At 62.5% G+C, this 23,197-nt stretch carries 25 protein-coding genes; 16 read left to right on the top strand and 9 right to left on the bottom strand.

The window, feature by feature from the left end:
• Positions 1-18: 18 nt before the first annotated feature.
• Positions 19-1,338: an Nramp family divalent metal transporter gene (locus P3C29_RS08500; protein ID WP_275964294.1), complete on the top strand. Its 1,320-nt coding sequence runs from the start codon at positions 19-21 to the stop codon at positions 1,336-1,338.
• Positions 1,339-1,348: 10 nt separating this feature from the next.
• Here P3C29_RS08500 and P3C29_RS08505 read toward each other — a convergent pair whose 3' ends face one another.
• The 3 genes from P3C29_RS08505 to P3C29_RS08515 all read right to left on the bottom strand — a co-directional run bounded on the left by P3C29_RS08505 (position 1,349) and on the right by P3C29_RS08515 (position 3,138).
• Positions 1,349-1,726, bottom strand: a complete 378-nt coding sequence (locus tag P3C29_RS08505; RefSeq protein WP_010173254.1) for a type II toxin-antitoxin system VapC family toxin — start codon at positions 1,724-1,726, stop codon at positions 1,349-1,351.
• Positions 1,723-2,094 (bottom strand): type II toxin-antitoxin system Phd/YefM family antitoxin, encoded by a 372-nt coding sequence (locus P3C29_RS08510; RefSeq protein ID WP_275964295.1) that lies wholly within the window; start codon positions 2,092-2,094, stop codon positions 1,723-1,725. The genes P3C29_RS08505 and P3C29_RS08510 overlap by 4 nt, the downstream gene beginning before the upstream one ends.
• A 111-nt stretch (positions 2,095-2,205) precedes the next feature.
• On the bottom strand, positions 2,206-3,138 hold the full coding sequence (locus P3C29_RS08515; protein WP_275964296.1) for a LysR family transcriptional regulator: 933 nt from the start codon (positions 3,136-3,138) through the stop codon (positions 2,206-2,208).
• 118 nt (positions 3,139-3,256) lie between these two features.
• Between P3C29_RS08515 and P3C29_RS08520 the strand changes: the two genes are divergently transcribed.
• The 3 genes from P3C29_RS08520 (at position 3,257) to P3C29_RS08530 (ending at position 4,465) form a co-directional block, all read left to right on the top strand.
• The gene (locus P3C29_RS08520) at positions 3,257-3,742 is read left to right on the top strand and encodes a DMT family transporter (protein WP_275964297.1); all 486 of its coding nucleotides are present in this window, start codon (positions 3,257-3,259) and stop codon (positions 3,740-3,742) included.
• Between the two features lie 4 nt (positions 3,743-3,746).
• Complete coding sequence (locus P3C29_RS08525; protein ID WP_088425290.1) at positions 3,747-4,202, top strand: DMT family transporter; 456 nt, start codon at positions 3,747-3,749, stop codon at positions 4,200-4,202.
• Between the two features lie 92 nt (positions 4,203-4,294).
• On the top strand, positions 4,295-4,465 hold the full coding sequence (locus tag P3C29_RS08530; protein ID WP_008437063.1) for a metallothionein: 171 nt from the start codon (positions 4,295-4,297) through the stop codon (positions 4,463-4,465).
• A gap of 45 nt (positions 4,466-4,510) precedes the next feature.
• Here the strand turns inward: P3C29_RS08530 and P3C29_RS08535 are convergent, their stop codons facing one another.
• Positions 4,511-4,753 carry a DUF6555 family protein gene (locus tag P3C29_RS08535; RefSeq protein ID WP_003208104.1) on the bottom strand — a complete coding sequence of 81 codons (243 nt, stop codon included), beginning with the start codon at positions 4,751-4,753 and terminating at the stop codon, positions 4,511-4,513.
• A gap of 117 nt (positions 4,754-4,870) precedes the next feature.
• On the opposite strand from P3C29_RS08535, the gene P3C29_RS08540 reads away from it, so the two are divergent.
• The 3 genes from P3C29_RS08540 (at position 4,871) to P3C29_RS08550 (ending at position 6,887) form a co-directional block, all read left to right on the top strand.
• Positions 4,871-5,635, top strand: coding sequence for a helix-turn-helix transcriptional regulator (locus tag P3C29_RS08540; RefSeq protein ID WP_010173246.1), 765 nt, complete (start codon positions 4,871-4,873; stop codon positions 5,633-5,635).
• An 89-nt stretch (positions 5,636-5,724) separates the two neighbouring features.
• Complete coding sequence (locus tag P3C29_RS08545) at positions 5,725-5,898, top strand: DUF1427 family protein (RefSeq protein WP_010173244.1); 174 nt, start codon at positions 5,725-5,727, stop codon at positions 5,896-5,898.
• Positions 5,899-5,927: 29 nt separating this feature from the next.
• The gene (locus P3C29_RS08550) at positions 5,928-6,887 is read left to right on the top strand and encodes a zinc-binding alcohol dehydrogenase family protein (RefSeq protein ID WP_275964298.1); all 960 of its coding nucleotides are present in this window, start codon (positions 5,928-5,930) and stop codon (positions 6,885-6,887) included.
• Between the two features lie 36 nt (positions 6,888-6,923).
• Here the strand turns inward: P3C29_RS08550 and P3C29_RS08555 are convergent, their stop codons facing one another.
• Together P3C29_RS08555 and P3C29_RS08560 are read right to left on the bottom strand one after the other, a co-directional pair.
• Positions 6,924-7,961 (bottom strand): purine nucleoside permease, encoded by a 1,038-nt coding sequence (locus tag P3C29_RS08555; protein WP_201123415.1) that lies wholly within the window; start codon positions 7,959-7,961, stop codon positions 6,924-6,926.
• A 20-nt stretch (positions 7,962-7,981) separates the two neighbouring features.
• Positions 7,982-8,938 carry a nucleoside-specific channel-forming protein Tsx gene (locus tag P3C29_RS08560; RefSeq protein WP_275964299.1) on the bottom strand — a complete coding sequence of 319 codons (957 nt, stop codon included), beginning with the start codon at positions 8,936-8,938 and terminating at the stop codon, positions 7,982-7,984.
• Positions 8,939-9,162: 224 nt separating this feature from the next.
• Here P3C29_RS08560 and P3C29_RS08565 point away from each other — a divergent pair, with 224 nt between their 5' ends.
• Positions 9,163-9,972: an aminoglycoside phosphotransferase family protein gene (locus P3C29_RS08565; protein ID WP_201123417.1), complete on the top strand. Its 810-nt coding sequence runs from the start codon at positions 9,163-9,165 to the stop codon at positions 9,970-9,972.
• Here the strand turns inward: P3C29_RS08565 and P3C29_RS08570 are convergent.
• Positions 9,942-10,889 (bottom strand): AraC family transcriptional regulator, encoded by a 948-nt coding sequence (locus tag P3C29_RS08570; RefSeq protein ID WP_275964300.1) that lies wholly within the window; start codon positions 10,887-10,889, stop codon positions 9,942-9,944. The genes P3C29_RS08565 and P3C29_RS08570 overlap by 31 nt on opposite strands.
• A 214-nt stretch (positions 10,890-11,103) precedes the next feature.
• On the opposite strand from P3C29_RS08570, the gene P3C29_RS08575 reads away from it, so the two are divergent.
• From P3C29_RS08575 to P3C29_RS08585, 3 genes are all read left to right on the top strand, one after another.
• Positions 11,104-12,414 carry a sugar ABC transporter substrate-binding protein gene (locus P3C29_RS08575; protein WP_275964301.1) on the top strand — a complete coding sequence of 437 codons (1,311 nt, stop codon included), beginning with the start codon at positions 11,104-11,106 and terminating at the stop codon, positions 12,412-12,414.
• A 22-nt stretch (positions 12,415-12,436) separates the two neighbouring features.
• The gene (locus tag P3C29_RS08580) at positions 12,437-13,210 is read left to right on the top strand and encodes an L-iditol 2-dehydrogenase (protein ID WP_201123423.1); all 774 of its coding nucleotides are present in this window, start codon (positions 12,437-12,439) and stop codon (positions 13,208-13,210) included.
• 61 nt (positions 13,211-13,271) lie between these two features.
• The gene (locus tag P3C29_RS08585) at positions 13,272-13,931 is read left to right on the top strand and encodes an isochorismatase family protein (RefSeq protein ID WP_201123425.1); all 660 of its coding nucleotides are present in this window, start codon (positions 13,272-13,274) and stop codon (positions 13,929-13,931) included.
• 76 nt (positions 13,932-14,007) lie between these two features.
• Here the strand turns inward: P3C29_RS08585 and P3C29_RS08590 are convergent, their stop codons facing one another.
• Positions 14,008-15,438: a serine hydrolase domain-containing protein gene (locus P3C29_RS08590; RefSeq protein ID WP_201123427.1), complete on the bottom strand. Its 1,431-nt coding sequence runs from the start codon at positions 15,436-15,438 to the stop codon at positions 14,008-14,010.
• A gap of 25 nt (positions 15,439-15,463) precedes the next feature.
• Positions 15,464-16,378: a LysR substrate-binding domain-containing protein gene (locus P3C29_RS08595; RefSeq protein WP_003208132.1), complete on the bottom strand. Its 915-nt coding sequence runs from the start codon at positions 16,376-16,378 to the stop codon at positions 15,464-15,466.
• A 389-nt stretch (positions 16,379-16,767) separates the two neighbouring features.
• On the opposite strand from P3C29_RS08595, the gene P3C29_RS08600 reads away from it, so the two are divergent.
• From P3C29_RS08600 to P3C29_RS08620, 5 genes are all read left to right on the top strand, one after another.
• Positions 16,768-18,327 (top strand): ABC transporter substrate-binding protein, encoded by a 1,560-nt coding sequence (locus P3C29_RS08600; RefSeq protein ID WP_275964302.1) that lies wholly within the window; start codon positions 16,768-16,770, stop codon positions 18,325-18,327.
• A 2-nt stretch (positions 18,328-18,329) separates the two neighbouring features.
• Entirely contained in the window at positions 18,330-19,271 is a 942-nt protein-coding gene (locus tag P3C29_RS08605) for an ABC transporter permease (protein WP_003208135.1), read from the top strand.
• Positions 19,268-20,146, top strand: coding sequence for an ABC transporter permease (locus P3C29_RS08610; RefSeq protein WP_003208137.1), 879 nt, complete (start codon positions 19,268-19,270; stop codon positions 20,144-20,146). Before P3C29_RS08605 ends, P3C29_RS08610 begins: the two co-directional genes overlap by 4 nt.
• A complete protein-coding gene (locus P3C29_RS08615) occupies positions 20,143-21,786 on the top strand; it encodes an ABC transporter ATP-binding protein (protein WP_275964303.1) in 1,644 nt (547 codons plus the stop codon). The genes P3C29_RS08610 and P3C29_RS08615 overlap by 4 nt, the downstream gene beginning before the upstream one ends.
• Positions 21,787-21,898: 112 nt before the next feature.
• Complete coding sequence (locus P3C29_RS08620; RefSeq protein ID WP_275964304.1) at positions 21,899-23,152, top strand: OprD family porin; 1,254 nt, start codon at positions 21,899-21,901, stop codon at positions 23,150-23,152.
• The last annotated feature ends 45 nt before the right edge of the window (positions 23,153-23,197 follow it).

Raw genomic sequence — 23,197 nt, forward strand, 5'->3', positions numbered from 1 at the left:
GAAAGCCTGGTACCCCGCGTGAAATTCAGCCTGCCCAAAATCGCTACCGCCCCGTTCTGCCCGCCGGAAGTCGCCGGCACCATCGCCGTCGACCCCAGGGCTTCGTTTTTCAAGCGCGTGTTGAAATTTGCCGGCCCAGGCTTGCTGATCTCCATCGGTTACATGGACCCGGGCAACTGGGCCACGGCCATCGAAGCCGGCTCGCGGTACGGCTACAACTTGTTGTTTGTGGTGCTGTTGGCCAGCCTGGCGGGGATGGCGGTGCAGTGCCTGTGCTCCCGGCTGGGCATCGCCACTGGCAAGGACCTGGCGCAATTGAGCCGCGAGCGCTACAGCCGGCGCTCGTCGTTGGTGCAGTGGGTTCTCGCGGAAATCTCGATCATCGCCACCGACCTCGCCGAAGTCCTCGGCTGCGCCCTGGCGTTTCACCTGTTGCTGGGCGTGTCCCTGACCACCGGGATCGTGATCACCGCCTTCGATACGTTGTTGATCCTGGCCCTGCAAAACCGCGGTTTCCGCCGACTGGAAGCGATCATGCTGGCGCTGGTGGCAACCATCGGCGTGTGTTTTTTCATTGAGCTGGTGCTGATCAAACCTTACTGGCCCGACGTGTTTCGTGGCTTCACGCCCTCGCTGTCGGTCATCAGCGATGCAGCACCGTTGTACCTGGCCATTGGCATCCTGGGCGCCACGGTGATGCCCCATAACCTGTACCTGCATACCTCCATTGTGCAAACCCGGATGTTCGGCAAGGACCTGGCGAGCCGCCAGGACGCGGTCAAGCTGGCACGTATCGACACCATTGGTTCCCTGGCCCTGGCGCTGCTGGTCAACGCGGCCATCCTGATACTGGCCGCCGCGGCGTTCCACCAGACCGGTCACACGGACGTGGTGGAAATCCAGGACGCCTACCACTTGCTGGACCCGCTGGTGGGCGGCGCCTTCGCCAGTGTGCTGTTTGGTGTCGCGCTGCTGGCGTCCGGCCAGAGCTCCACGTTCACCGGCACCATCGCCGGGCAAGTGATCATGGAGGGCTACCTCAACCTGCGTATTCCCTGCTGGCAGCGGCGCCTGATCACCCGTGGCCTGGCGCTGATCCCGGCGTTCCTCGGGGTGTGGCTGATGGGGGACGATGCCATCGGCAAGTTGCTGATTCTCAGCCAGGTGGTGTTGAGCCTGCAGTTGCCGTTTGCGCTGTACCCGTTGATCCGCATGACGGGCGACAAGCGCCTGATGGGACCGTTCGTTAACCGTTTGCCAACGCGACTGCTGGCCTGGGGCTTGTTTGTGGTGATCAGCGGGGCGAATGCCTGGCTGATCGGGCAGTGGTTGTTCTGAACGAAGCGGCTTACGCCAACACAGCCAGCGATGTGTATTTCGCCACTATCGGGTCCGCCGTTAACAGCTTCATCGGTTCGATGATGGCCGTCGCGATGATGAGTCGATCAAACGGGTCCCTGTGATGGGCCTCAAGGTCCTTGACCGCGATAGCGTGTTCGGAGGTGATGGGTAATTCCACGTAGCCGCTTTCAAGGCAGTACTCGCGGATTTCCTCCAGGTTTACGTTGAGTTTTCCGAGACCGACCTTTATTGCCAGCTCCCAGAATGTGGCGGCGCTGACGTAGATTTCTGCCGCGTTCTCGATCAGCTTCCTGGCCCTGGCAGACAGTTTCGGATCATCGCTCAGGGCCCAAAGCAGGATATGGGTATCCAGCAATACCCTCATGGGTGATTTCCCTCGAACGCGTCCAGCATGTCGTCTGGCAATGGCGCATCAAAGTCGTCCGGCACCACCAGTTTTCCTTTCATGGCGCCGATACGCCGGCCTGTCGGTTTCCCGACGGGGACAAGGCGAGCCATGGCGCGCCCATGCTTGGCGATGGTGATGATTTGGCCGGAGGCGGCATCATCGACCAGTTTTGACAGGTTATTTTTTGCTTCGCCCAACGGTACGGTAATCATGTGGTCTTCCCCGGATTTTGGCCAAATATAGCCAAAATTTCGTAGGCAGGCAAAGATCAGCCGACTGCTGGTTGAGGGTGATTTTTGCGAGAGTGGTTGTGTGTTTCCGAACGGGTAATGACTGGCATCCATGACGTCTCTCCTGAAGGAAGTTGTCGGAGTCTGCCGGAGTGCAAGTGGAATTGGACCTGTGTTTCATAAAAACAGACAGGCCTTACGGGGAGGGGGATTTTTCCTGACACCTCAACGGTCCCAGTACGGCACCGTCCCAAAACACTCGACGAAGTAGTCGATCACCGTGCGTACCTTCAACGACAACCGCCGGCTGCCCGGCCATAGCGCTGCAATCTGTTGCGGCTCCAGGGTCGTCGCCACTTCATAGTCGGTCAGCACCGCCTGCAGCGTGCCGGCGCGCAGGCCTTCGCCGATCAACCACGATGGAAATACCACCAGCCCCAGGCCTTGTTCGGCAGCGTGGGTCAGGGTGTCGGCGTGGTTGCCGGTGATCGGGCCCTTGACGCTGTAGGACGTCCAGTCACCCTGGTCGCGGCGGAAGAACCAGCGCTGCTGGCCCGTTACGCCCTTGTAGGCGAGGCATTGGTGGTTGGCCAGCTCGTCGGGATGTTGAGGGGTACCGAAACGCTCCAGGTAGCCGGGGCTGGCGGCGAGGCGAAAGCGTTGGGGTGCGAAGATTCTCGCCTGCATGCCGGAATCGTTCAGCACGCCAATGCGAAACAGCAGGTCTGTACCGTCTTGCAACGGGTCGACATAGGTGTCGGTTTGCTGGATATCCAGTTGCAGCTTCGGATAACGCCGGCACAACTCCCCCAGCCACGGCGACAGATGGCGCTGGCCAAACACCATCGGTGCATTGATGCGCACCAGGCCACTGGGTTCGCTTTCCTGTTCCTGCAGTGCCTGGCCGGCGGCTTCCAGCTGCTCCAGCATCAGCCGTGCATGGCGGCCCAACAGGCGCCCGGCTTCCGTAGGGCTGACCGCACGGGTATGCCGATACAACAGCTGTTGGCCCAGGGCCTGTTCCATCAACTGGATTTGCCGGGAAATGGAGGAGGGCGCCAGGCCCTCGCGGCGTGCGACTTCAGAGAAACTGCCGTAGTCCAGCACGGCGACAAACAGGCGAAGCGCCTTGAAACTCAGTTCGTTCAAGCCCTGCATCATGACTCCGTGCTGTGCGAGTTACGCAAAGGTGTTGTCGGCATGCTCCCATTTATCGCACAGCAGTGCCACCGGATAATGCGCGCCATTGTTCCTCTCCCTAACGCGCAGGTGATGTATGCAGGCTTCTTCAACGGCGGCTGTGGCTCAGGCCCGGCCCAAGACATTTCTTCGATTACTGTTGCTGCCGCTGGTGATTTTCGCCGGCATGGGTTTGTCGGTAGAGGCCGGGTTGCTGGGCCCGCTGGGTGTGCAGGTCGGGCACTTGTGGGCGACCTTGAGCATCTTCGGCGTTGGCTCGGCGATTTTGTTTCTGCTGCTGCTGTTCAGCGGCCCGCAAAAGGGTCCGGCGTTGACCGATCTGCCGCGCTGGCAACTGGTGGGTGGGTTTCTGGGGCCGATGTACGTGGTCGTGCTGACCCTGGCAACGCCGCACATCGGCATCGCGATGACCATGATTGCGATTTTGTCGGGCCAGGTGGGCAAGAGCGTGCTGATTGATCACTTTGGCTGGTTCGGCACTGCCCGCAAGCGGGTCAACGTGGAGCGCTGGATCGCATTGGGGTTGATTGTGGTGGCACTTGTTTTGATTGCGCGGGGTTAAGGCGATGAATCTGATTCTGTTGTTGGTAGTGGTCGTGGCCGCCGGTGCGGTGTTGAGTGTGCAGGCCGCCATCAACGGCCGCCTCGGCCAGGCGGTGGGTGTATTGCGCAGCAGCCTGCTGACGTTCGTGGTGGGGGCGATCAGCACCGGGTTGCTGATTCTGTTTTTCGAACCGGCCCATGCGGTCAGCCTGCTGGATGTGCCGAAATGGCAATTGACCGGGGCGTTGTTTGGCGTGGTGTACATGATGGTGATGGTTGGCGCGGTACCGATTGTGGGCACTGCGGTGGCCACGGTGGCGGTGATTGTCGGCCAGTTGGGCATGGGCATGCTGATCGACAACTTCGGCTGGCTCGGCAACCCGGCCATCGAGTTATCCGGCAGCCGGATTGTGGCGATGCTCTGCCTGGCGCTGGCCCTGGTGTTCATGTACCGCAGCAACGCTCGTCGGGCTGACTGACGGGCCTTTGAACCTTGCATGATTGCCTATAGTCATTCCTTGAGGTGCCGGCGTTCGCCGCACCGGGACGACCACGAAAAAGGAGTCTGACCATGCAAGAGAAAACATGCGCCTGCCCTCACTGCAACTGCCAGTTGGGGAAAAACGCGGTGATGAAGGATGGCAAGGGCTATTGCTGCCAAGGCTGCGCCGAGCATCATGCCCATGGTGAGCCTTGTGCTTCGGCGACCGGGTGCGAGTGTGCCAAGTCGGCGCACGGCTAACGCGGGCTGCCGCCTGTAGGAGCGAGCAAGCTCGCTCCTACAGTTTCACGCGCTGGGGCGCGCATCCGAGCGGCGCCATTGCACGTTTTCGATGCCGAATTTCTCGGCCTGTGGCTGGCTGGTCTTCTTCACTTGCTCCCGGGCAAAGCGTCCGATACGACCCACGCCCGCGTCGCAGCTCGCCCAATGCCAGGCTTCGGCGTTGTCGAGTTTTTCCAGGCGGATGATGAATGACTTGGGCTGGCCATGCAGCGTGTAGTCGATCACGAAAAGTTTTGCGTTAGTCATGGATCCGTTAACCCTCCTTGTGTCTTTAAGTGACCCTCCCCAGGCGGTAAAAATTCACTCGGATTATCCGGCACGGGTCATTACCATGGCTGTCCATCCTTGACCGATGTGCCTTCCATGGCCCTGGCCGCACCCCCCGACCTCAGTGATCACGCCGTCCCCGTGCAACCCTTGGCGCGTACCTACCCGCGTGGGTTGTACGTTGAGCCTCATCAACACGATTGGGGCCAGTTGCTTTATGCGATGAGCGGTGTGATGTGGGTCGAGACGCCGCAGGAAGCGCTGGTGGTGCCGCCTCAGCGCGCGGTGTGGCTGCCGCCGGGTGTCGAGCACGGGATTCGCGTGGTGTCCGACTTGCAGATGCGCAACATCTACCTGCGCCCGGCGCTGGCTGCGACCCTGGACAGCCAGGTGCAAGTGATCGAGGTGGGCGGGTTGCTGCGCGAACTGATCGTGGCGTTGGTCGAACAGGGCGACAAGGGTGATCAGGCCTACTACGAGGCAGTGGTCGGCCTGGCCCTGCTGGAGCTGCAGCGGGCCCGGCGTTCGCCGATACGCATTGCCTTGCCCGTGGGTGCCGACCGCCGCCTGATGAGTGCCTGCCAGGCAGTCATGGCGTCGCCTTCCCTGGACATTCCCTTCGAGCAGCACGCCGAAGCCTCCGGCGCCAGCGTGCGCACCCTGGCCCGGCTGTTCCAGAACAGCCTGGGCATGGGCTTTGCCGAGTGGCGCCGCCAGGTGCAGTTGGCCACAGCAGTGGCCGAGCTGATCCAGGGCCAGTCGGTCAGCGCTATCGCCCGCTCCCTGGGCTATTCACCCAGCAGTTTCAGCGACATGTTTCGTCGCGAACTGGGAATGGCACCGTCGCAGTACCCCGTCTGAGGCTTGGCCGAAATTCTGAAGCAGTTGGCCGATGCTTCGGATTTGGGGCCCCTACACTGACCGCATCAACCCTTGCTGCGGAGTGTTCCATGAATTACCTGATTTCCTTGGCCATCGGCCTGTTGGTCGGCGTGATTTACGGTGCCCTGGACTTTCGTTCGCCCGCGCCTCCGGCCATTGCCCTGGTAGGGCTGATGGGCATGTTGCTGGGGGAAAAGCTCTGGCCCATGGGCCGGCAGCTGGTCAGCGCCTGGTTGTCCTGAAACCCTTTTAACCTCGATGGATATTGGCCATGAAAGCACTGCAATTTTCCGCCACCGGCGATCTCGCTGCCCTCGCTTACGTTGACGTCGCTACTCCGGTGCCGGCGGCCGGTGAAGTCCTGGTACACATCAAGGCTGCCGGGCTGAACCCCAGCGACGTGAAGAACGTACTCGGGCGCTTCCCCTACACCACCTTGCCACGCGTCCCCGGCCGGGACTTTGCCGGGGTGGTGGTGGAGGGCCCGCAGGAGCTGGTAGGCCAGGAAGTCTGGGGCACCGGCCGCGACCTGGGCTTTTTTGCCGACGGTTCCCACGCCCAGTACCTCACCGTGTCGGCCAAGGGCGTGGCCCACAAGCCCAGCCATCTGAGCTTTGCCCAGGCTGCCAGTCTCGGCGTGCCGTACACCACGGCGTGGGATGCACTTGAGCGCAGCGGTGTTGGCCAAGGCACGCGTTTGCTGGTGATTGGCGCCAATGGAGCCGTAGGCAGTGCGGCCCTGGCCCTGGCGAAAATTCGTGGGGCCCAGGTGCTCGGGGCGGTGCGTCGGCCGGAACAGGTCGAGGCATTGCGCGAGCAGGGTTTCGAGGGGCTGTTACTGGGCCAGCCGGAAGCGCTGGGCGGGCAGGTCAATGCGCTGTTTGGTGCGGGCGCCGATGTGATTTTCGACACCACCGGTTTCTGGCTGCCGGCAGCCGTGGCGGCGCTGGCACCCTTTGGCCGGATCGCGATCATTGCCGCACCGGTGGACGGGCACGTACAACTGCCGGCCCTGGCGTTGTACCGCAAGGGCGGTTCGGTGGTGGGGATCAATTCGTTGCTCTACAACTGCGAGCAATGCGCGGTGATGCTGGAGCAGTTCGGGCGGTTCTTCGATGAAGGCTTGTTGCCGCTGCCGACCGGCTTGCGGGAAGTGTCGCTGGCCGACGGTGTGAAGTGCTTTGAGGAAGTGAACCAGGGCAGTGCAGACAAGATTATCTTCCTGCCCTGATCACCAAGGGAGAGGGGGCAAGCCCCCTCATCCGGTTCAGGCGTCGGGAACGCCTTTCTCCCACGCCGACCAGTTCTTCAGAATCGCCTGCACCAGCGGGTTACCGGTGCGGTACAGGTTCTCCAGCGCCGGTACAAAACCGCCCTGGTCCGCGTACTTCAACAGGTTGTCCACTTCGCTGTAGCCCGGGTATGGCCGATCAAAGTCGGAGCCGGCCCGCACGACGGCCAAACGCTTGATATCCACCAAGCCTTCGCGGCTGGCTCGCAGCAACGCCTCATAGGTGGAGTTGTCTTCCTGCTGGGTGGTGCAATACACGCCTTTATTGTCCGTCAGCAACTTGGTCCAGACTTCGGCGCGCTCACTCAGGCGAGTCCCGGAGAACCAGGTATTGCCCGCCAGGGTGTCACACTGGGTAACTTGCGGCGGCTGATTGGCCGGTGCGTACGGGTAGTGTTTGCGCCAGGCCGTGGACTCCTTGCTTTCGCTGAGTTCGACTTTCTGCGACAGCGCAAACGCCTTGGCCTGCAGCTTGGGGTTGAGCTCAAACACTTCGGTCTTGTAGTCCAGCGGCGGCTTCTCGTTCGGGCCCTTGGTGTTGATGCCGATATAGCCGGTCGGCCAATCCTTCGGCGCATCCCGTGAATCCAGCTCCCACTGGGTGCCGAACTCCACCAGGTAATGGGCCCACGCGGCGGTGCCGATGGTGCCGTGGTGCGGGTTGATCCCGGCAATCCCTGCGATCAGGAAGTAGCTCTGGCGCAGGTCGAACTTGGGCGACAACGCCAGCGCCAGGGTCGAGGCCGCTGCGTTGGTCTGGCCCATGCCGGTTACCAGCAGGCACACGTCCTGGGTGTTGCAGCGGATCACCGGGTACTCGGCCGACAAGCCCGGCACGCGTACTTCCTGTTTAAGCTCCAGGCGGTCGATCCAGTTCTGCGCCTCGGGGGCGAACATGGTGATCAGCATCACCTTGGGCTTGATCGGGGCCGGCGTATCGGCCAACGCGACCTGCGGCAACAGCGCCCCGGCGGCCAGGCCGATGGCGATAGAAAGGCGGGTAAAGGTCTTCATCTACTGCTCCTTGTTCACACTCAGAATTGATAGCCCACACCGGCGTAGTAACCCCAGCCGTTGGAGCGGGCGCGGAAATTACCGTCGCCAAAGTTCAGCTCGCTGCCGTCTTCCCAGTTGCCGCCGTTGTGGAAGTAACGGCCGACCAGGGTGAAACGCAAGTGAGTGAACGAATACAACAACACGTTTGTTGCAACCAGGGAGTTGGCGGTGCGCGCGGGGTTGTCTTTGTGCAGGTCCGAGCCGAAATCGTAGTTGGTGAAGCCGATATAGGTCAGCGAAGCACCATTGTCGAAGCTGCCGATGGGCACGATGTACTTCATCTGCGCCCGGTAGCCGTCCCACGAGTATTCGTTGCTGGCGCCGTAGTTTTCCCACTGGTAGCGGCCATAGAAGTTCGCCGACAGGTTCACCCGCGAGTGGGTCTCGATGTCGGTGCCCAGGCCGCTGTACAAGGTGTTGGCGCGGTTGGCCTTGTTGCTGCCGTGGTCGTAGATCCAGTCAAACGCCACGTACCATTCCTTGAACGGCCCGATGGCCAGGCTGCGACCGGCCAGGTAGTCGATGGAGATACGCGGTTCGTGTTCCATGAACACTGGGGAACCGTGGTCCCAGGCACCTTTGTCATTGCTGTTGCCGATGCCGAAGATCTTCGGGATATCGACGTAGCCATACAGTTCGAACGGGCCCTTGCGGCCGAAGTATTCGTACTCCAGGTAAACGTCATCGGCGGGTTTGGGGCCGAAGCTGATGTCTTTGCTGCCGATGACCGTCAGGTCCTGGTTGATCCAGTCCGACAGGTACACGCCTTTTTTCGAGGGGCTGGCTTCCGGGGCCAGGGTTTCGCCCTGTGCTGAGTCATCGGAGGGTTTTTCCTGCGCCAAAATGGGTGCGCTGAGTACTCCCGTAACGGCAGCCAGTAGCAGGGAAACAGCAAAAGGAGTAGCCGACGCGGTTCGTCTGGAAGTGGGGTGCATTGAAAATCCCTGTTCGTACGCGGTTTGGGCCCGATTCTTCGGGTTGAGGTGAACTTGGCTGCCAAGTTCGTTCCGCAAACGTTTGCACAGGTTGTACCAATTTGTGTCAATTGCATGAAGGAATTGAGAAAAGTGGGAAATAGTCGGCCTTTTGGTCAGAAACCGGAGGGGTCGGGTAAACACGCTTGTGGCATCCTGAAGGGCCTCGCACTGGGAGTCATCCGATGTTCGATCATTATTTGAAACGCTGGAAACTCACCCCCGAGGGTGACGCGATCATCACCCACAGCAGCGATCTGCTGCCGGTACGCTGGGACGGCCAGCCGGCGATGCTCAAGATCGCCCGCGAGCCCGAGGAAAAACTCGGCGGTGTGTTGATGACCTGGTGGGCGGGCGAGGGCGCCGCACGGGTATTTCTCCATGACGACGATGCCGTGGTGATGGAGCGCGCGACCGGCCCGCGTTCACTGATGCACATGGCCCTCAATGGCCACGACGATGAAGCCAGCCGCATTGCCTGCGCCACCGTGGCTTTATTGCATGCCCCGCGCCCGTCGCCGCCGGAGGGTTTGCATTCATTGGAGCAATGGTTTGAGTCCCTGTGGCTCGCCGCTGAGCGCAAAGGCGGGCTGATACGCGAGTGCGCCACCACGGCGCGCAACCTGCTGGCGTCGCCCCAGGAACAGGTGGTACTGCACGGTGACGTGCACCACGACAACATCCTAGACTTCGGCCCACGGGGCTGGCTGGCGATCGACCCCAAGCGGGTGACCGGCGAGCGCGGCTATGACTACGCGAACCTGATCTGCAATCCGGATTTGCCCACGTGTACCGACCCTGTGCGATTTGCACGCCAGGTCGAGGTCATCGCCCGGGCAGCGGGCCTGGAGCGCCAGCGTCTGTTGCAATGGGTGATGGCCCATGCCGGTTTGTCCGCGGCCTGGTTTCTGGAGGATAACGAGCGGCACCGGGCCGATGTAGACCTGGAAGTGGCCCGCCTGGCTCAGTGGGCCTTGGTAAACGGCAGTGCCTGATCACCGTTGCGGTTGAACAGGTACGTCGCGGTTTCCCGGCGATACTCGCTGGGCGTCTGGTTCATCTCGATGCGAAAGTGCCGGTTGAAGTTGGAGAGGTTGGCGTAGCCCACTTCAAAGCAGATATCTGCCACCGACATGTCGCTTTGCAGCAACAGGCGGCAGGCGCGCTGCACCCGGAACTTGCGCATCAGGTCGATAAAACCGTGGCCGGTGACGCGCTTGAAAAAGCGCGAAAACCCCGGCTCGCTCATGTCCAGGCGCTGGGCGATGACCGACAGCCTTAAATCGCCAGTCAGTTCCGTCATCAAGTATTCGAAGGCCTTGTGGATACGCTCCGAGCTGCGGGCATCCAGGCTTGGCGTGTAGCAGGCGCTGGCCAGGCAGTGGGTTTCGCGGTCGGGCGCCTGCATCAAGGTGTGCAGCAACTGGATGAACAGGATCAGGCGCGCCAGGCCTTGGGCAGGGCCGATGGATTCCAGCAGATGCGCGGCCTTCAGGGCGGTTTCGCCGGTGAATTCCAGGCCGCGGCGGGCCCGGTCAAACAGGGATTGCAGGTCACCCAGCTCCGGCAGGGTGGTGCGCAGGGCCAGCAGTGCGGCGCCGTCGAACTGCAGCACCACATCGCGCCCGGTCAGGTAGTCGCCGGGCGCCAGGTCGCCGATCCAGTCGTGGGGCAGGTCGGGGCCGATCAGCGCGACGTGGCCGGCGCCAAACGCACCGATATAGTCACCTGCCACCAGCTTGCCGCTGCCTTGGCGGATCAGGTGAATCTCGAATTCCGGGTGATGGTTCCAGCGGGCGAGTTCGAACGGATAGTCATGTTCGTACCAGCGAAAGGCATGCTCGGGCTCGGCCAGAATCACTTCCAGCTCGGCGGGGCGTTGCTCGAAAAGGGCGGAGCGGCTTGCAGGCATGGGCTTGGCCCTTCTGGGCTTTTTGGAATGGAACCAAAATACGCCCTTTGCCCAGGCAGCCGCTACCTCGGGTTTTGCCCGCCACTGATACTTTTTTGATTTCGTGGTGGCGGTTAAAAAAGTATCAGTCAGGCATCCGCCATGCGTTTGTCGAGCCCCGGGCAAGCTGCTGTAATCGGCCCGTCAACAACAAAAACAATAAGTGGAAACCGCCATGTTCAAGATTTCGAAAGCGCTGTTCCTGCTCTCCGGCCTCACGCTGGCAATCGCCGCGCACGCGGCCGAAACCGTGACCATCGCCACGGTCAACAACAGTGACATGATCCGCATGCAACGCCTGTCCAAGGTGTTCGAACAACAACACCCCGAGGTGAAGCTCAATTGGGTGGTGCTCGAAGAAAACGTCCTGCGCCAACGCCTCACTACCGACATCGCCACCCAGGGCGGCCAGTTCGACGTGCTGACCATCGGCACCTACGAAACCCCGTTGTGGGGCGCCAAGCACTGGCTGGAACCGATCACGCCCCTGCCCGCCGACTACGACGTGGACGACATCTTCCCGGCCGTGCGCCAGGGCCTGTCGGTGAACAACACCCTCTACGCCTTGCCGTTCTATGGCGAAAGCACCGTCACCTATTACCGCACCGACCTGTTCAAGCAGGCGGGCCTGACGATGCCCGAGCACCCGACCTGGACCCAACTGGGCGAGTTCGCCGCCAGACTCAACCAACCCGCCAAGGACCAATACGGCATGTGCCTGCGGGGCAAGGCTGGCTGGGGTGAAAACATCGCGCTGCTGAGCACCATGGCCAACGCCTTTGGCGCCCGCTGGTTTGACGAACAATGGAAGCCCGAGCTGACGAGCCCCGAGTGGACCGCCGCGGCGAACTTCTACGTCAATACCCTGAAAAACTACGGCCCGCCGGGCGTCTCCAGCAACGGTTTCAACGAAACCCTGGCGCTGTTCAACAGTGGCAAATGCGCAATCTGGGTGGATGCCAGCGTCGCGGGCTCGTTCACCACCGACAAAACCCAAAGCAAGGTCGCCGACAGCGTGGGCTTTGCCGCCGCCCCCACCGAGTTTACCGACAAGGGCTCGTCGTGGCTCTACGCCTGGTCCCTGGCGATTCCGGCCACCTCCAAACACAAGGACGCCGCCAAAGCCTTCATCACCTGGGCCACCTCCAAGGAATACATCCAGTTGGTGGCGGACAAGGACGGCATTACCAACGTGCCGCCGGGCACACGCCAGTCCACTTACAACGCGGCGTACCTGGCTGCGGCGCCGTTCGCCCAGGTGACCTTGCAGATGATGCAACACGCCGACCCGGCGCATCCGTCGGCCAAGCCTGTGCCGTACGTGGGCATCCAATACGTGACCATCCCCGAGTTCCAGGCCATCGGCACCTCGGTGGGCAAGCTGTTTTCGGCAGCGCTCACCGGTGGCATGACCGTCGACAAGGCACTGGCCGTGGCGCAGGCCACCACGACGCGCGAAATGAAACGCGCCGGCTACCCGAAATAATCACCTTAGGGACACTGCATTCATGAAACGACTGGAAGGTAAAAGCGCGCTGGTCACCGGCAGCGCCCGGGGCATTGGCCGGGCGTTTGCCCAGGCCTACATCAACGAAGGCGCCACGGTCGCCATCGCCGACATCAATCTGGAGCGGGCCCGGGCCACCGCCGCCGAATTGGGCCCGAAGGCCTACGCGGTAGCGATGGACGTCACCGACCAGGCCTCCATCGACGCGGCGATTGCTGCCGTGGTGGCGCAGGCCGGCAAGCTCGATATCCTGATCAACAACGCGGCCTTGTTCGACCTGGCACCGATCATCGAGATCACCCGCGACAGCTTTGACCGGCTGTTCTCAATCAACTTCGCCGGTACGCTGTTCACCTTGCAGGCGGCAGCCAAGCAGATGATCAAGCAGGGGCACGGCGGCAAGATCATCAACATGGCCAGCCAGGCCGGGCGTCGGGGGGAGCCGCTGGTGGCGGTGTACTGCGCGACCAAGGCCGCGGTGATCAGCCTCACGCAGTCGGCGGGGTTGAATCTGATCAAGCAGGGCATCAACGTGAATGCCATCGCCCCGGGCGTGGTGGACGGTGAGCATTGGGACGGGGTGGATGCGATGTTCGCCCGGCATGAAGGGCTGCCGCTGGGGGAGAAGAAAAAACGCGTCGGGGCCGAGGTGCCTTACGGGCGCATGGGCACGGCGGAAGACCTCACCGGCATGGCGATTTTCCTCGCTTCAAAAGAGGCCGACTACGTGGTTGCCCAGACCTACAACGTCGACGGCGGGAACTGGATGAACTGACGGCACTTGCTCCTGTACCTGGCCTTGTGCTTTTGTGCGCATGCCAGAGGAGAACGCCAAAATGACCGTCCCGAAAAACGCTGTTGCCTCATTTGATGTCGATGCCCAGAAGAGCTTCACGCCGCTGTGCCCCGCTGAACTGCCGGTGGCCGGCGGCGACCAGATCGGCGCCGAGCTCAACTATATGGCCAGCCTCGCCGGGCGCCGTGTGGGCAGCAAGGACGCCCACACCCCGCACGCGCCCTGGGTGGTCTCGCAGCACAGCGAGATGCTGCAACCCACCGGCCTGGTGCACGCCGATGTCACCTGGGTGGCCCACTGCGTGCCCGGCACCGTGGGTTTCACCCTGCTTGACGAATTGCCTGCGCCCTATGACTACGACTACTTCATCTGGAAAGGCGTCGAGCCCGACCTGCATCCCTACGGCGCCTGCTACCACGACCTTCACGACAAACTCTCCACCGGGGTCATCGAGTACCTCAATGCCCAGGGTATCCGGCGCGTAATCGTCGGCGGCCTGGCGCTGGACTACTGCGTCAAGACTACCGTGTTGCAGCTGTTCAAGGCCGGTTTCGAGGTCATCCTGCACCTGCCGGCGTGCCGTGGCATCAGCGAGGAGGGAGGTGTGGCAGCGGTTGACCATCTTGCACAAATCGGCGTGATGATCAGCCGCAGCCGGGAAGAACTGGCCGCGATGGTGGTGGGCGCTGTCGAGCCTTAGCGAGGCTGCGACGGGATTATCGCGGTGTGACCGAGGTACCGAGTCGCCCGCATTGCGGGCAAGCCCGGCTCTCACGCTAGAGCTTCATGCCGACTAAGACTTCCTGCTCCTTCCCCGCACTGTTGACGTTGACCGTACGCGCCACACGCACGCGGTCACCGTCAAACTCACACACCACCCGATCTCGAAACGCCGTCTGCGGATAGATCCAGGTCATCTCCAGCGTCCGGGTATCCAGCCAGCGCGCGCCGGCAATAATCTGCGCGTCCTTGAACTCATAACCGTGGTGCAACGCCCGACCCGGCATGCTGGTGGTGCCGCTGACCCAGTGATCAATCCCGATTTCCAGGGCATGCCCAGCCTTGCTGTCGGTCAGCTGGAAGCGCAGTACATTGCCCTCAACGGCAAACGCCACTTGCTGCACATCCAGCCCATTCGGTTCTACCTGATAGACACCGGTGAAATCCGCCAGCCCGGCACACGCTGAAAGCAAATCAGGCCGCAGCGCCATGCTCGCCAGACGTTGCTCCAACCGCGCATCCGCGTCAGGCTTGACGTTGCAATCACTGCCGAACGCCGCCGGAAAATGCCGCTCTACAAACGGGATCAGCTCCGCCGAATTCTTCATCCCGCCGATCACCACCAGCGTTGCGCCGTATTCGCGGAACACCATCGCCATTTGCACAAACACGCCAACGGCACTGAATGCTTGAGCCGGTTTCATCATCCAGTGATAACCGTAACGGCTGTCCGACCCGCCTTGTGGCCGGGTGGCCGCAGCAACCCAGGCGGCCGGCAGAATCTGCTGGCCATTCCAGACTCCGCCTTGTGCATGCAGCACGGCCAGCTTGAGCATGGCCGACGTCGGTGCTTTCAGCCCGTTGCCGCCGGGATTCACCCCATCGGGGCCGATGTCCCAGCTTTCATTATGGATGTCCAGCGGCACAAACAGCCGGGGCTTGAGGTACGCGTGCAAGGTTTGCCCACTGACCTTGTTGATCAGCGCCGAGAGCATGTAACTCGCCGCACTGGTATAGACGTAGGTGGTGCCCGGCGCATAGGCCAGCGGGATCTTGAAGAATTCGGCAATCCAGCTGGTCTCGATTCCGCGCCACACCGAGCCCGAGGTATTGGCGGCGTGGCCGGTGCGCATGCTCAGCAGGTGTTCCACGGTCATGTCCGCCACGCGCGGGTCAGCGGCCGCCGGTACGAACTCGGGGAAGAATTCAACGAGCCGGTCATCCAGCTTCAGCAACCCTTCATCCAGGGCCAGGCCAATGGCGCAAGCGGTAAAGCTCTTGGCCACCGAGTGCAATACCCGGGGTTCGTTGGGGTCCACCGGCCAGCTCCAGCCTTCGGCGACCACCTGGCCGTGGCGATGCAGCATCAGGCCTTGCAGGTCGAGACCGGCGGCTTTCACCTCATCGAGAAAGGCAATCAGGTGCTCGGGATCAACGCCGACGCTGCTGGCGCTGGCGCGGGACAAACCATCGTAGGACATGGGCATAAACAGGCTCGTGGGGGGAGGAGAGTCAACGGCTGCGGTGCACCAGCCGCGAATAGGAAATCAGCATGCTGGTCAGTTCCTGGCTGACGCTGGTGAGCGGCGATGAGCGGCGGCTGATCAGGCACACATCGCGGGTGGCCAGCGGTTCTTCGATGGCGATGGTGGTCAGGGCGCTGGAAAACAGCTTCATCCCCGGCAGCATGCGCGGCTCGATGGTCAGGTAATCGGTTTCCGAGACGATGTGCAGGGTTTCCAGCAACGAATCGGTGGTGATCGCGATCTTCGGCGGCGCCAGGCCCTGGGTGCGGAACAGCTCGATCAAGCGGTTCTCCGCGCCGCCTACCACGCCGGCCGGGCGCACGCTGATCCACTGGCAGTCGGTGAGGGCTTGCACGGATTTTGCGTGCGCCTGGGGGTGGCCCTTGCGCGCAATGATGCCGGCGTTGGAGCTGTAGAGGCGGTCGATGGCCAGGTCGATATCGGCGACGTTGGGCGCCAGCGGGCACAAGACGAAATCCAGGCGGCCATCGCGGACCTTCTCCACCAGCCCCTTGGTGGTGCCGCTGGCCACGTGCACCTGCATGCGCGGGAAGCGCTGGGTGAAGTTGCTCAGTACCGGCAGCAGCAATTCGGCCAAGGGTTCGGAGGTCACACCCAGGGCGATATGGCCTTCGGGTTCGCCTTTCCAGGGTTGCAGGTCGAGCAGGGCGCGTTCGCAGTCGAGGGTGATGGAGCGGGCGCGGGCCAGGAACACCTCGCCGGCCGGCGTCAGGTTGATGCCCTGGTTGGAACGTTGCAGCAGCACCACCCCGAGTTCTTTTTCCAGGGTCTGGATCGACTGGGTCAGGGTGCTTTGCGCCACATCCAATTGACGCGCGGCAGAGCGGAAGCTGCCTTTTTCAACCACGGAGCAGAACGCACGAAGATGGGTGAGGGTCATGGCGGTTGGCTCAGTCAGTGCTGCATTTAAACCATTGAATGTCAGCCAGCTTATCTGATGACTCCAGGTGCGCACAGATCGGTATTTACGATCACGATCATTATTTTTGATCGTTAAAACCGCATCTTTTCCGGCTCAAGGCCCTGATTTCTCGATACGGTAAGGCCAGGGCAACACACGGACGGTTGATGATCGGATAAACCGAGCCCGATCACTCGGAGCGTTCTTCTCAAGTTCATTGGGTGGCGAATAAGATCGGTCCAGGAACATTCGCAAACCGTAGTCAGCGACTAAAACAACAACAACTATTCAGGTGTTCGGCCGTGCCTCTTTTTGGGTCCTGCCAGCGTCCGAACCCAAGCGTAAGGATCATTCAAGGTGCATTTATCATGAACAAGACTTTAATCCTGGCTGGCGCCTTGTCCGCCGCGCTGGTGGGCACTGCCCACGCCGAGAATCTGCTGAAGGTCGCGTTGAACGCCGACATTCGCAGCACCGAGCCAGGCGTCAACCGTGACACCAACTCCGACGCCGTCATCTTGCACATTACCGAAGGACTGGTGGCCTTCCGTGAAGATGCCACCGTCGGCCCGCTGCTGGCCAAGGACGTGCAGGTGTCCGACGACGGCCTGCGCTACACCTTCCACTTGCGCAGCGGGGTGAAGTTCCAGAACGGTGCGCCGTTGACCTCCGCCGAAGTGCTGTGGACCTGGAAACACTACCTCGACCCGAAAACCCAATGGCGCTGCGCCCCCGAATTCGACGGCCATGGCGGCGCCAAAATCGTCGACATGAGCGCCCCGGACCCGCTCACCGTGGTGTTCACCCTGGACAAGCCCAACGGCCTGTTCCTCACCAGTACGGCACTGCCCGAATGCGGCGGCAGCGGCATCCTGCACCCCGACTCGGTAGTCAACGGCCAATGGAAAGCCCCGATCGGTACCGGCCCGTTCCGCCTGGGCGAGTGGAAGCCCGGCCAGTACGTCGACCTGCTGCGCAACGCCGACTACACCCCGCGTGACGAGAAAGAGCCGGACGGCTACACCGGCAATAAAACCACCACCCTGGACCGCGTGCGCCTGCTGGTGATCCCCGACCCGGCGGCGGCCAAGGCGGCCTTGCTGTCGAAGAACGTCGACCTGCTGATTGACGTCACGCCGCTGGACGCCACCGAACTGGCCGCCAACCCCGGCATCAAGGTCACCTCCAGCGGCACCATGTCGGTCAACGCACTGTTGTTCCAGACCCGCGACCCGTTGCTCAAAGATGTGCGCCTGCGCCAGGCCATCGCCCACTCGCTGGACACCGCACAAATCGTCGCCGCCTTGACCGGTGGCCGCTCCCAGGCCAACAACTCGATGGTCGCCAGCGGCAGCCACTACCACCAGGCCATCGAGAACCAGGGCTTCGACTTCGACCCGGCCAAGACCGCCCAACTGCTGCGCGAAGCCGGCTATAAAGGCCAGCCGATCAAGCTGATCGTCAACAAGCGCTACGCCGCGATCTTCGACATGGGCGTGTTCGTGCAAGCCATGGCCAAGGCCAGTGGCCTCAACCTGGAACTGGAAACCCTGGAGTGGGGCACTCAGCTGGAGCGCTACCAGACCGGCAACTACCAGATGATGGCGTTCCCGTATTCCGAACGCCTCGACCCGGCCCTGAGTTTCGACTCCATGACCGGCGACAAGGACAAGGAAGCGCGCAAGGTCTGGGACAACCGCCAGGCTCAGGAATGGCTGCGTGAAGCCCAGCGCGAAGGCGACATCACCAAGCGCCAGGCGCTGTTCGATCAACTGCACCAGCAGATGCTCAAGGACGTGCCGCTGATCCCGATGTACAACGGCAACGCCATCGCCGCCAGCCGCGACTACGTGCAGGGGCTGCGTACCTGGCCGGTGTCCAAGCCGCGCTTGTGGACCGTCAGCGTGCCTGCGACCGGGAGTAACTGAGGATGTTGCGTTTCATCTTCCAACGGCTGGCGATGTCGATCCCGACCTTGCTGCTGATCTCGCTGATGGTGTTCGCGATCATCCGGCTGGTGCCCGGCGACCCGGCGCTGCTGATGCTCGGCGACATGGCCGATGCCCACAGCCTGGAGGTCGCGCGTGCGTCCCTGGGCCTGGACCAGCCGTTGCCGCTGCAGTTTGTGATCTGGCTCAAGGCGGTGCTCAGTGGCGACCTTGGGCATTCCATCACCACCAATGAGGCAGTGCTGCCGCTGATCCTTGACCGCTTCCAGGTGAGTGCCGGGATCGTGCTGGTCTCGGTGTTGCTCGCGGCGTTGATTGCGGTACCGGCCGGTTTGCTCTCGGCCTGGAAACAGAACAGCTCCCTGGACTTTGGCGTGGTCTCCACCGCGACCCTGTTGCTGTCGATCCCGAGCTTCTGGCTGGGCCTGCTGTTGCTCTACGCGTTCGGTATCAAGCTGGGCTGGTTGCCGGTGGTGGGTTATGTGTCGTTCGGCCAGTCACCGTGGCAGGCCTTGAGTTTTATCGTGCTGCCGATTGTCACCCTGACGTTGGTGGAGCTCGGGGCGATCACCCGCATGGCCCGGGCCAGTGCGATTGAAGTGCTGCGCCTGGAGTACATCACCCACGCCCGGGCCAAGGGCCTGTCGGAACGGGCGGTGTTGTGGCGGCATGCGCTGCGCAACTCGTTTGCGCCGACCCTGACCCTGATCGGCCTGATCCTCGGCAACCTGCTCAGCGGCATCGCGGTGCTGGAGACCGTGTTCACCCTGCCAGGCATCGGCCGGCTGATGGTCGACGCCATCTACGCCCGGGACTACCCGGTGCTGCAAGGCTGCCTGCTGCTGGTGACCTTTGTTTATGTGCTGGTCAACCTGTTGGTGGACCTGCTGTACCCGCTCTTCGACCCCAGGGTTAAGTTATGAATAAGCCTCTACCTGCCGCACCCGAGGTGCTGTTGCCGGCACCGGCGCGTGCCCCTAGGGCCTGGCGTGTGCCGCCGTTGAACGCGCTGATCGGTGCGCTGCTGCTGGCCTTGTTGTTGATCATGGCCTTGCTGGGCTTGGTCTGGACGCCCCATGACCCGTTGGCCCTGAACCTGTTGGCGCGTTTGCAGGCGCCCACGGCCGCCCACTGGCTGGGCACTGACGAATACGGCCGCGATGTGCTGAGCCGCCTGATGATCGGCGCGCACACCAGCCTGTGGGTGAGTGTGTTGACGGTGACGCTGGCGATCACCGCCGGCACGGTGCTCGGCCTGCTGGCCGGGTTCCTGCGGGGCTGGGTCGACCGTGGCCTGATGATGGTCAACGACGCATTGCTGGCATTTCCCGGGATCCTGCTGGCCCTGGGCTTGATGGCAATCATCGGCCCGAGCCTGTACGGCATTGTCTTCGCCTTGAGCCTGGCCTACACGCCGTCGGTGGTGCGGGTGGTGCGCGGCACGGTGTTGTCGCTGCGCGAGAAAGAGTTTGTCGAAGCCTCGCGGGTGATCGGCAACTCCGAGCTGTACACCATGCTGCGGCACATTGCGCCGAACTGCGTGGCGCCGGTGTGCGTGCTGGCCACCAGCATGTTCGGCTGGGCGATCCTCGCGGAAAGCTCCCTGAGTTTCCTCGGCCTGGGCGTCCCGCCGCCGGCCGCCACCTGGGGCAACATGCTCGCCGCCAGCCGGCCGTATATCGCCACGGCCAGTTGGCTGGGGCTGTTTCCCGGTGTCTGCATCGCCATGGCGTTGCTGGCGTTCAACCTGTGCGGCGATGCCTTGCGCGATCGTCTCGACCCGCGGATGAGTAAATGACCATGACTGACATCCTTCTGGCAGTCGACCAGCTGAAAATCCGCGTGGGGGCCAACGGCCCGCTGGCGGTCAACGACCTGAGCTTCACCATCGCGCCCGGCGAAATCGTGGCGCTGGTGGGCGAGTCCGGCAGCGGCAAGACCATGGCCGCCCGCGCCGCCATCGGCCTGTTGCCACCGCCGCTTGAGCAATGCAGCGGCCAGGTGCGCTTCCAGGGCCATGACCTGGGCAGCCTCGCGCCGGAGCAACTGCGCCAGTTGCGCGGGGCGAAGATCGGCATGGTGTTCCAGGAACCCATGGTGTCCCTCAACCCGTCCATGAGCATCGGCGAGCAAATGGCCGAGGGCCTGCGCCTGCACACCAAGCTGAGCGATGCGCAGATCCGTGAGCGCAGCCTGGAAATGCTCGGGCATATCGGCATCAAGGACGCCGAGCGTTGCCTGGCGGCGTTTCCCCACGAGTTCTCCGGCGGCATGCGCCAGCGCATCATGCTGGCCTCGGTGATGCTGCTGCGCCCGGCGTTGCTGATTGCCGACGAGCCCACCACGGCCCTGGATTGCCTGGCGCAACTGGACGTGTTGAAACTGATGCTCGACCTGACACGCGAGCAGGGCACGGCGATCCTGTTTATCAGCCACGACCTGTCGCTGGTGGCGCGCTACGCCGACAAAGTGGTGGTGATGCGCGAAGGCCGCGCGGTGGAGCAGGGCACCATCGAGCAGATCCTGCTGGCGCCCAAGGCCGAGTACACCCGGCAACTGCTGGAGGCGTTGCCTCGGCGCGGCACCCTGGCGGCCTTGCCCAAGGCAGACCGGCCGTTGCTGACAGTCAAGGACGTATGCATCGAGCACCCGGGGCCGCGCAGCCTGTGGGGTCGCAGCCAGTTAAAACGGGTGGTGCATTCGGCCAACCTGTCCATCGCTCCCGGGGAAACGCTGGCGCTGGTGGGCGGCAGTGGCTCCGGCAAGACCACCCTGGGCCGGGCGATTGTCGGCCTGAACAGTCCGTGTTCCGGCGCCATCGAATTTGAAGGCGTGGACATTCTCAAGGCCGGCAACCGCGAGCATCGGCTGCAATGCCAGATGATCTTCCAAGACCCGTATTCGTCCCTCGACCCGCGCATGAAAATCGGCGACATCCTCGCCGAACCCCTGCGCCATGTGCCCGGCATGACGCCTGCGCAACGGCGTGAGCGGGTGACGAAAACGCTGCTGGACATCGGCCTGGCCGAGCAGTTTGTCGACCGTTTTCCGCACCAGTTGTCCGGTGGTCAACGCCAACGCGTGGCCATCGGCCGGGCGCTGGTGCGTCACCCGCGCCTGGTGATCGCCGATGAGCCGATCTCGGCGTTGGACATGACCATCCAGAAGCAGATCCTTGAGCTGTTCGAACGCCTGCAGGCGCAGTACGGCTTTGCCTGCCTGTTCATCTCCCACGACCTGGCGGCGGTGGAACGCATCGCCCACCGGGTGGCGGTGATGAGCGAGGGCAGGGTGGTGGAAATGGGCGCCCGCGACGAGATTTTCGACCGCCCGCAACACCCTTACACCCGCAAGCTGCTGGCCGCCGCCAGCCCCTTGGAGAAACTTGAAAACGGTGGCTACCGCATCCGCCAGGGCCCCGTACCGCTAGCGCTGTAACCCAGGACAGGCATCACCTGCCGCGCAAATCGCTGATTTGCGCGAACGGCGAAGCCATGCCCGAAGAACAATAAAAACACCACCCCCCACCCCACTGCCAGGAGCTAAAAAAATGAAAAAATCCCTGACTCAACTCATCACCGGCGTCGGCGTTGTCAGCAGCGGGCTGGTCCCGTCACTGGCCCATGCAGACTTCATCAAGGACAGCAGCGGTACGCTGGACTTGAAGAACTACTACTTCAACCGTGACTACCGCGAGGCGGCTTCCCAGTCGATGCGCGCCGAGTGGGCCCAAGGTTTTATCCTCGGTATCAAGTCCGGTTTCACCGAAGGCACCGTGGGCTTCGGCCTGGACCTGACCGGCATGCTGGGGGTGAAACTCGACTCCAGCCCGGGGCTGTCCGGTACCGGCTTGCTGCAGCGTGACAGCGACAAGAATGTCTCCGACGAGTACTCCAAGCTGGGGGTGACCGCCAAGGCCCGCTTCGCCCAAAGCGAGCTGCGTGTGGGCTACCTGGTGCCGGACCTTCCGATCCTGCAACCCAACACCAGCCGTCTGTTCCCGCAATCGTTCAGCGGCACCCAGTTGGTGTCCAACGACATCAGCAACCTGAAAATCACCCTCGGGCAGATCGACCAGGCCAAGGACCGCGACTCCACCAACTACGAAGACATGAAGCTGACCACGGTGAGCAAGGTCTACAAAAGCACCGCCCTGAGCGACCAGTTCCGCTTTGCCGGTGGCGACTATTCGCTGACCCCCAACACCTTGCTCAGCTACCACTTCGCCGCGCTGGACAGCATCTACCAGCAGCAATACATAGGCTTCAAGAACAACTTCGGCCTGGGGCCGGGCACGCTGAAAACCGACGTGCGCTACTTCAAGTCCGACAAGGACGGCGCGGGCCTGGCGGGCAAAGTCGACAACAGCGCCTTGAGCAGCCGCCTGACTTACCAGTACGGCGGCCACAGCATCGGCGGCGGCTTCCAGCAGCAATACGGCACCACGCCGTTTACCTACCTGGATGGCTCCATCACCTACCTGTTCACCGAGTACCAGTTCAGCAACTTCACCCAGACCAAGGAGCGAGCCTGGCACGCCCGTTATGACTACAACTTCGCCGACCTCGGCTTGCCGGGCCTGCTGTTCGGCATCAAGTACGCCAAGGGTGATTCGGCCGAGGTGCTCGGCTTCAACCGCGAAGGCCGCGAGTGGGAGCGCGACCTGGACCTGGGCTACGTGGTGCAGAACGGGCCTTTCAAGGGCGTGTCGATGCGCTGGCGCAACGCGCTGAGCAAAGGCAACTACTTCAACGACGTTAACGAGAACCGCGTGATGCTGGGCTACACCCTGGCGCTCTGGTAGGTCCGGGAAGGCCAGGGCTGATCGGATTTACAGATCGAGATAGCC

The sequence above is a fragment of the Pseudomonas sp. 1912-s genome, assembly GCF_029269205.1.
GTDB lineage: Bacteria > Pseudomonadota > Gammaproteobacteria > Pseudomonadales > Pseudomonadaceae > Aquipseudomonas.

What these genes read in the sequence shown, in the direction of transcription:
- P3C29_RS08505 (WP_010173254.1), bottom strand. Translation starts at nt 1,726, where the DNA reads ATGAGGGTATTGCTGGATACCCATATCCTGCTTTGGGCCCTGAGCGAT.
- P3C29_RS08510 (WP_275964295.1), bottom strand. Translation starts at nt 2,094, where the DNA reads ATGGATGCCAGTCATTACCCGTTCGGAAACACACAACCACTCTCGCAA.
- P3C29_RS08515 (WP_275964296.1), bottom strand. Translation starts at nt 3,138, where the DNA reads ATGCAGGGCTTGAACGAACTGAGTTTCAAGGCGCTTCGCCTGTTTGTC.
- P3C29_RS08520 (WP_275964297.1), top strand. Translation starts at nt 3,257, where the DNA reads ATGCAGGCTTCTTCAACGGCGGCTGTGGCTCAGGCCCGGCCCAAGACA.
- P3C29_RS08525 (WP_088425290.1), top strand. Translation starts at nt 3,747, where the DNA reads ATGAATCTGATTCTGTTGTTGGTAGTGGTCGTGGCCGCCGGTGCGGTG.
- P3C29_RS08530 (WP_008437063.1), top strand. Translation starts at nt 4,295, where the DNA reads ATGCAAGAGAAAACATGCGCCTGCCCTCACTGCAACTGCCAGTTGGGG.
- P3C29_RS08535 (WP_003208104.1), bottom strand. Translation starts at nt 4,753, where the DNA reads ATGACTAACGCAAAACTTTTCGTGATCGACTACACGCTGCATGGCCAG.
- P3C29_RS08540 (WP_010173246.1), top strand. Translation starts at nt 4,871, where the DNA reads ATGGCCCTGGCCGCACCCCCCGACCTCAGTGATCACGCCGTCCCCGTG.
- P3C29_RS08545 (WP_010173244.1), top strand. Translation starts at nt 5,725, where the DNA reads ATGAATTACCTGATTTCCTTGGCCATCGGCCTGTTGGTCGGCGTGATT.
- P3C29_RS08550 (WP_275964298.1), top strand. Translation starts at nt 5,928, where the DNA reads ATGAAAGCACTGCAATTTTCCGCCACCGGCGATCTCGCTGCCCTCGCT.
- P3C29_RS08555 (WP_201123415.1), bottom strand. Translation starts at nt 7,961, where the DNA reads ATGAAGACCTTTACCCGCCTTTCTATCGCCATCGGCCTGGCCGCCGGG.
- P3C29_RS08560 (WP_275964299.1), bottom strand. Translation starts at nt 8,938, where the DNA reads ATGCACCCCACTTCCAGACGAACCGCGTCGGCTACTCCTTTTGCTGTT.
- P3C29_RS08565 (WP_201123417.1), top strand. Translation starts at nt 9,163, where the DNA reads ATGTTCGATCATTATTTGAAACGCTGGAAACTCACCCCCGAGGGTGAC.
- P3C29_RS08570 (WP_275964300.1), bottom strand. Translation starts at nt 10,889, where the DNA reads ATGCCTGCAAGCCGCTCCGCCCTTTTCGAGCAACGCCCCGCCGAGCTG.
- P3C29_RS08575 (WP_275964301.1), top strand. Translation starts at nt 11,104, where the DNA reads ATGTTCAAGATTTCGAAAGCGCTGTTCCTGCTCTCCGGCCTCACGCTG.
- P3C29_RS08580 (WP_201123423.1), top strand. Translation starts at nt 12,437, where the DNA reads ATGAAACGACTGGAAGGTAAAAGCGCGCTGGTCACCGGCAGCGCCCGG.
- P3C29_RS08585 (WP_201123425.1), top strand. Translation starts at nt 13,272, where the DNA reads ATGACCGTCCCGAAAAACGCTGTTGCCTCATTTGATGTCGATGCCCAG.
- P3C29_RS08590 (WP_201123427.1), bottom strand. Translation starts at nt 15,438, where the DNA reads ATGCCCATGTCCTACGATGGTTTGTCCCGCGCCAGCGCCAGCAGCGTC.
- P3C29_RS08595 (WP_003208132.1), bottom strand. Translation starts at nt 16,378, where the DNA reads ATGACCCTCACCCATCTTCGTGCGTTCTGCTCCGTGGTTGAAAAAGGC.
- P3C29_RS08600 (WP_275964302.1), top strand. Translation starts at nt 16,768, where the DNA reads ATGAACAAGACTTTAATCCTGGCTGGCGCCTTGTCCGCCGCGCTGGTG.
- P3C29_RS08605 (WP_003208135.1), top strand. Translation starts at nt 18,330, where the DNA reads ATGTTGCGTTTCATCTTCCAACGGCTGGCGATGTCGATCCCGACCTTG.
- P3C29_RS08610 (WP_003208137.1), top strand. Translation starts at nt 19,268, where the DNA reads ATGAATAAGCCTCTACCTGCCGCACCCGAGGTGCTGTTGCCGGCACCG.
- P3C29_RS08615 (WP_275964303.1), top strand. Translation starts at nt 20,143, where the DNA reads ATGACCATGACTGACATCCTTCTGGCAGTCGACCAGCTGAAAATCCGC.
- P3C29_RS08620 (WP_275964304.1), top strand. Translation starts at nt 21,899, where the DNA reads ATGAAAAAATCCCTGACTCAACTCATCACCGGCGTCGGCGTTGTCAGC.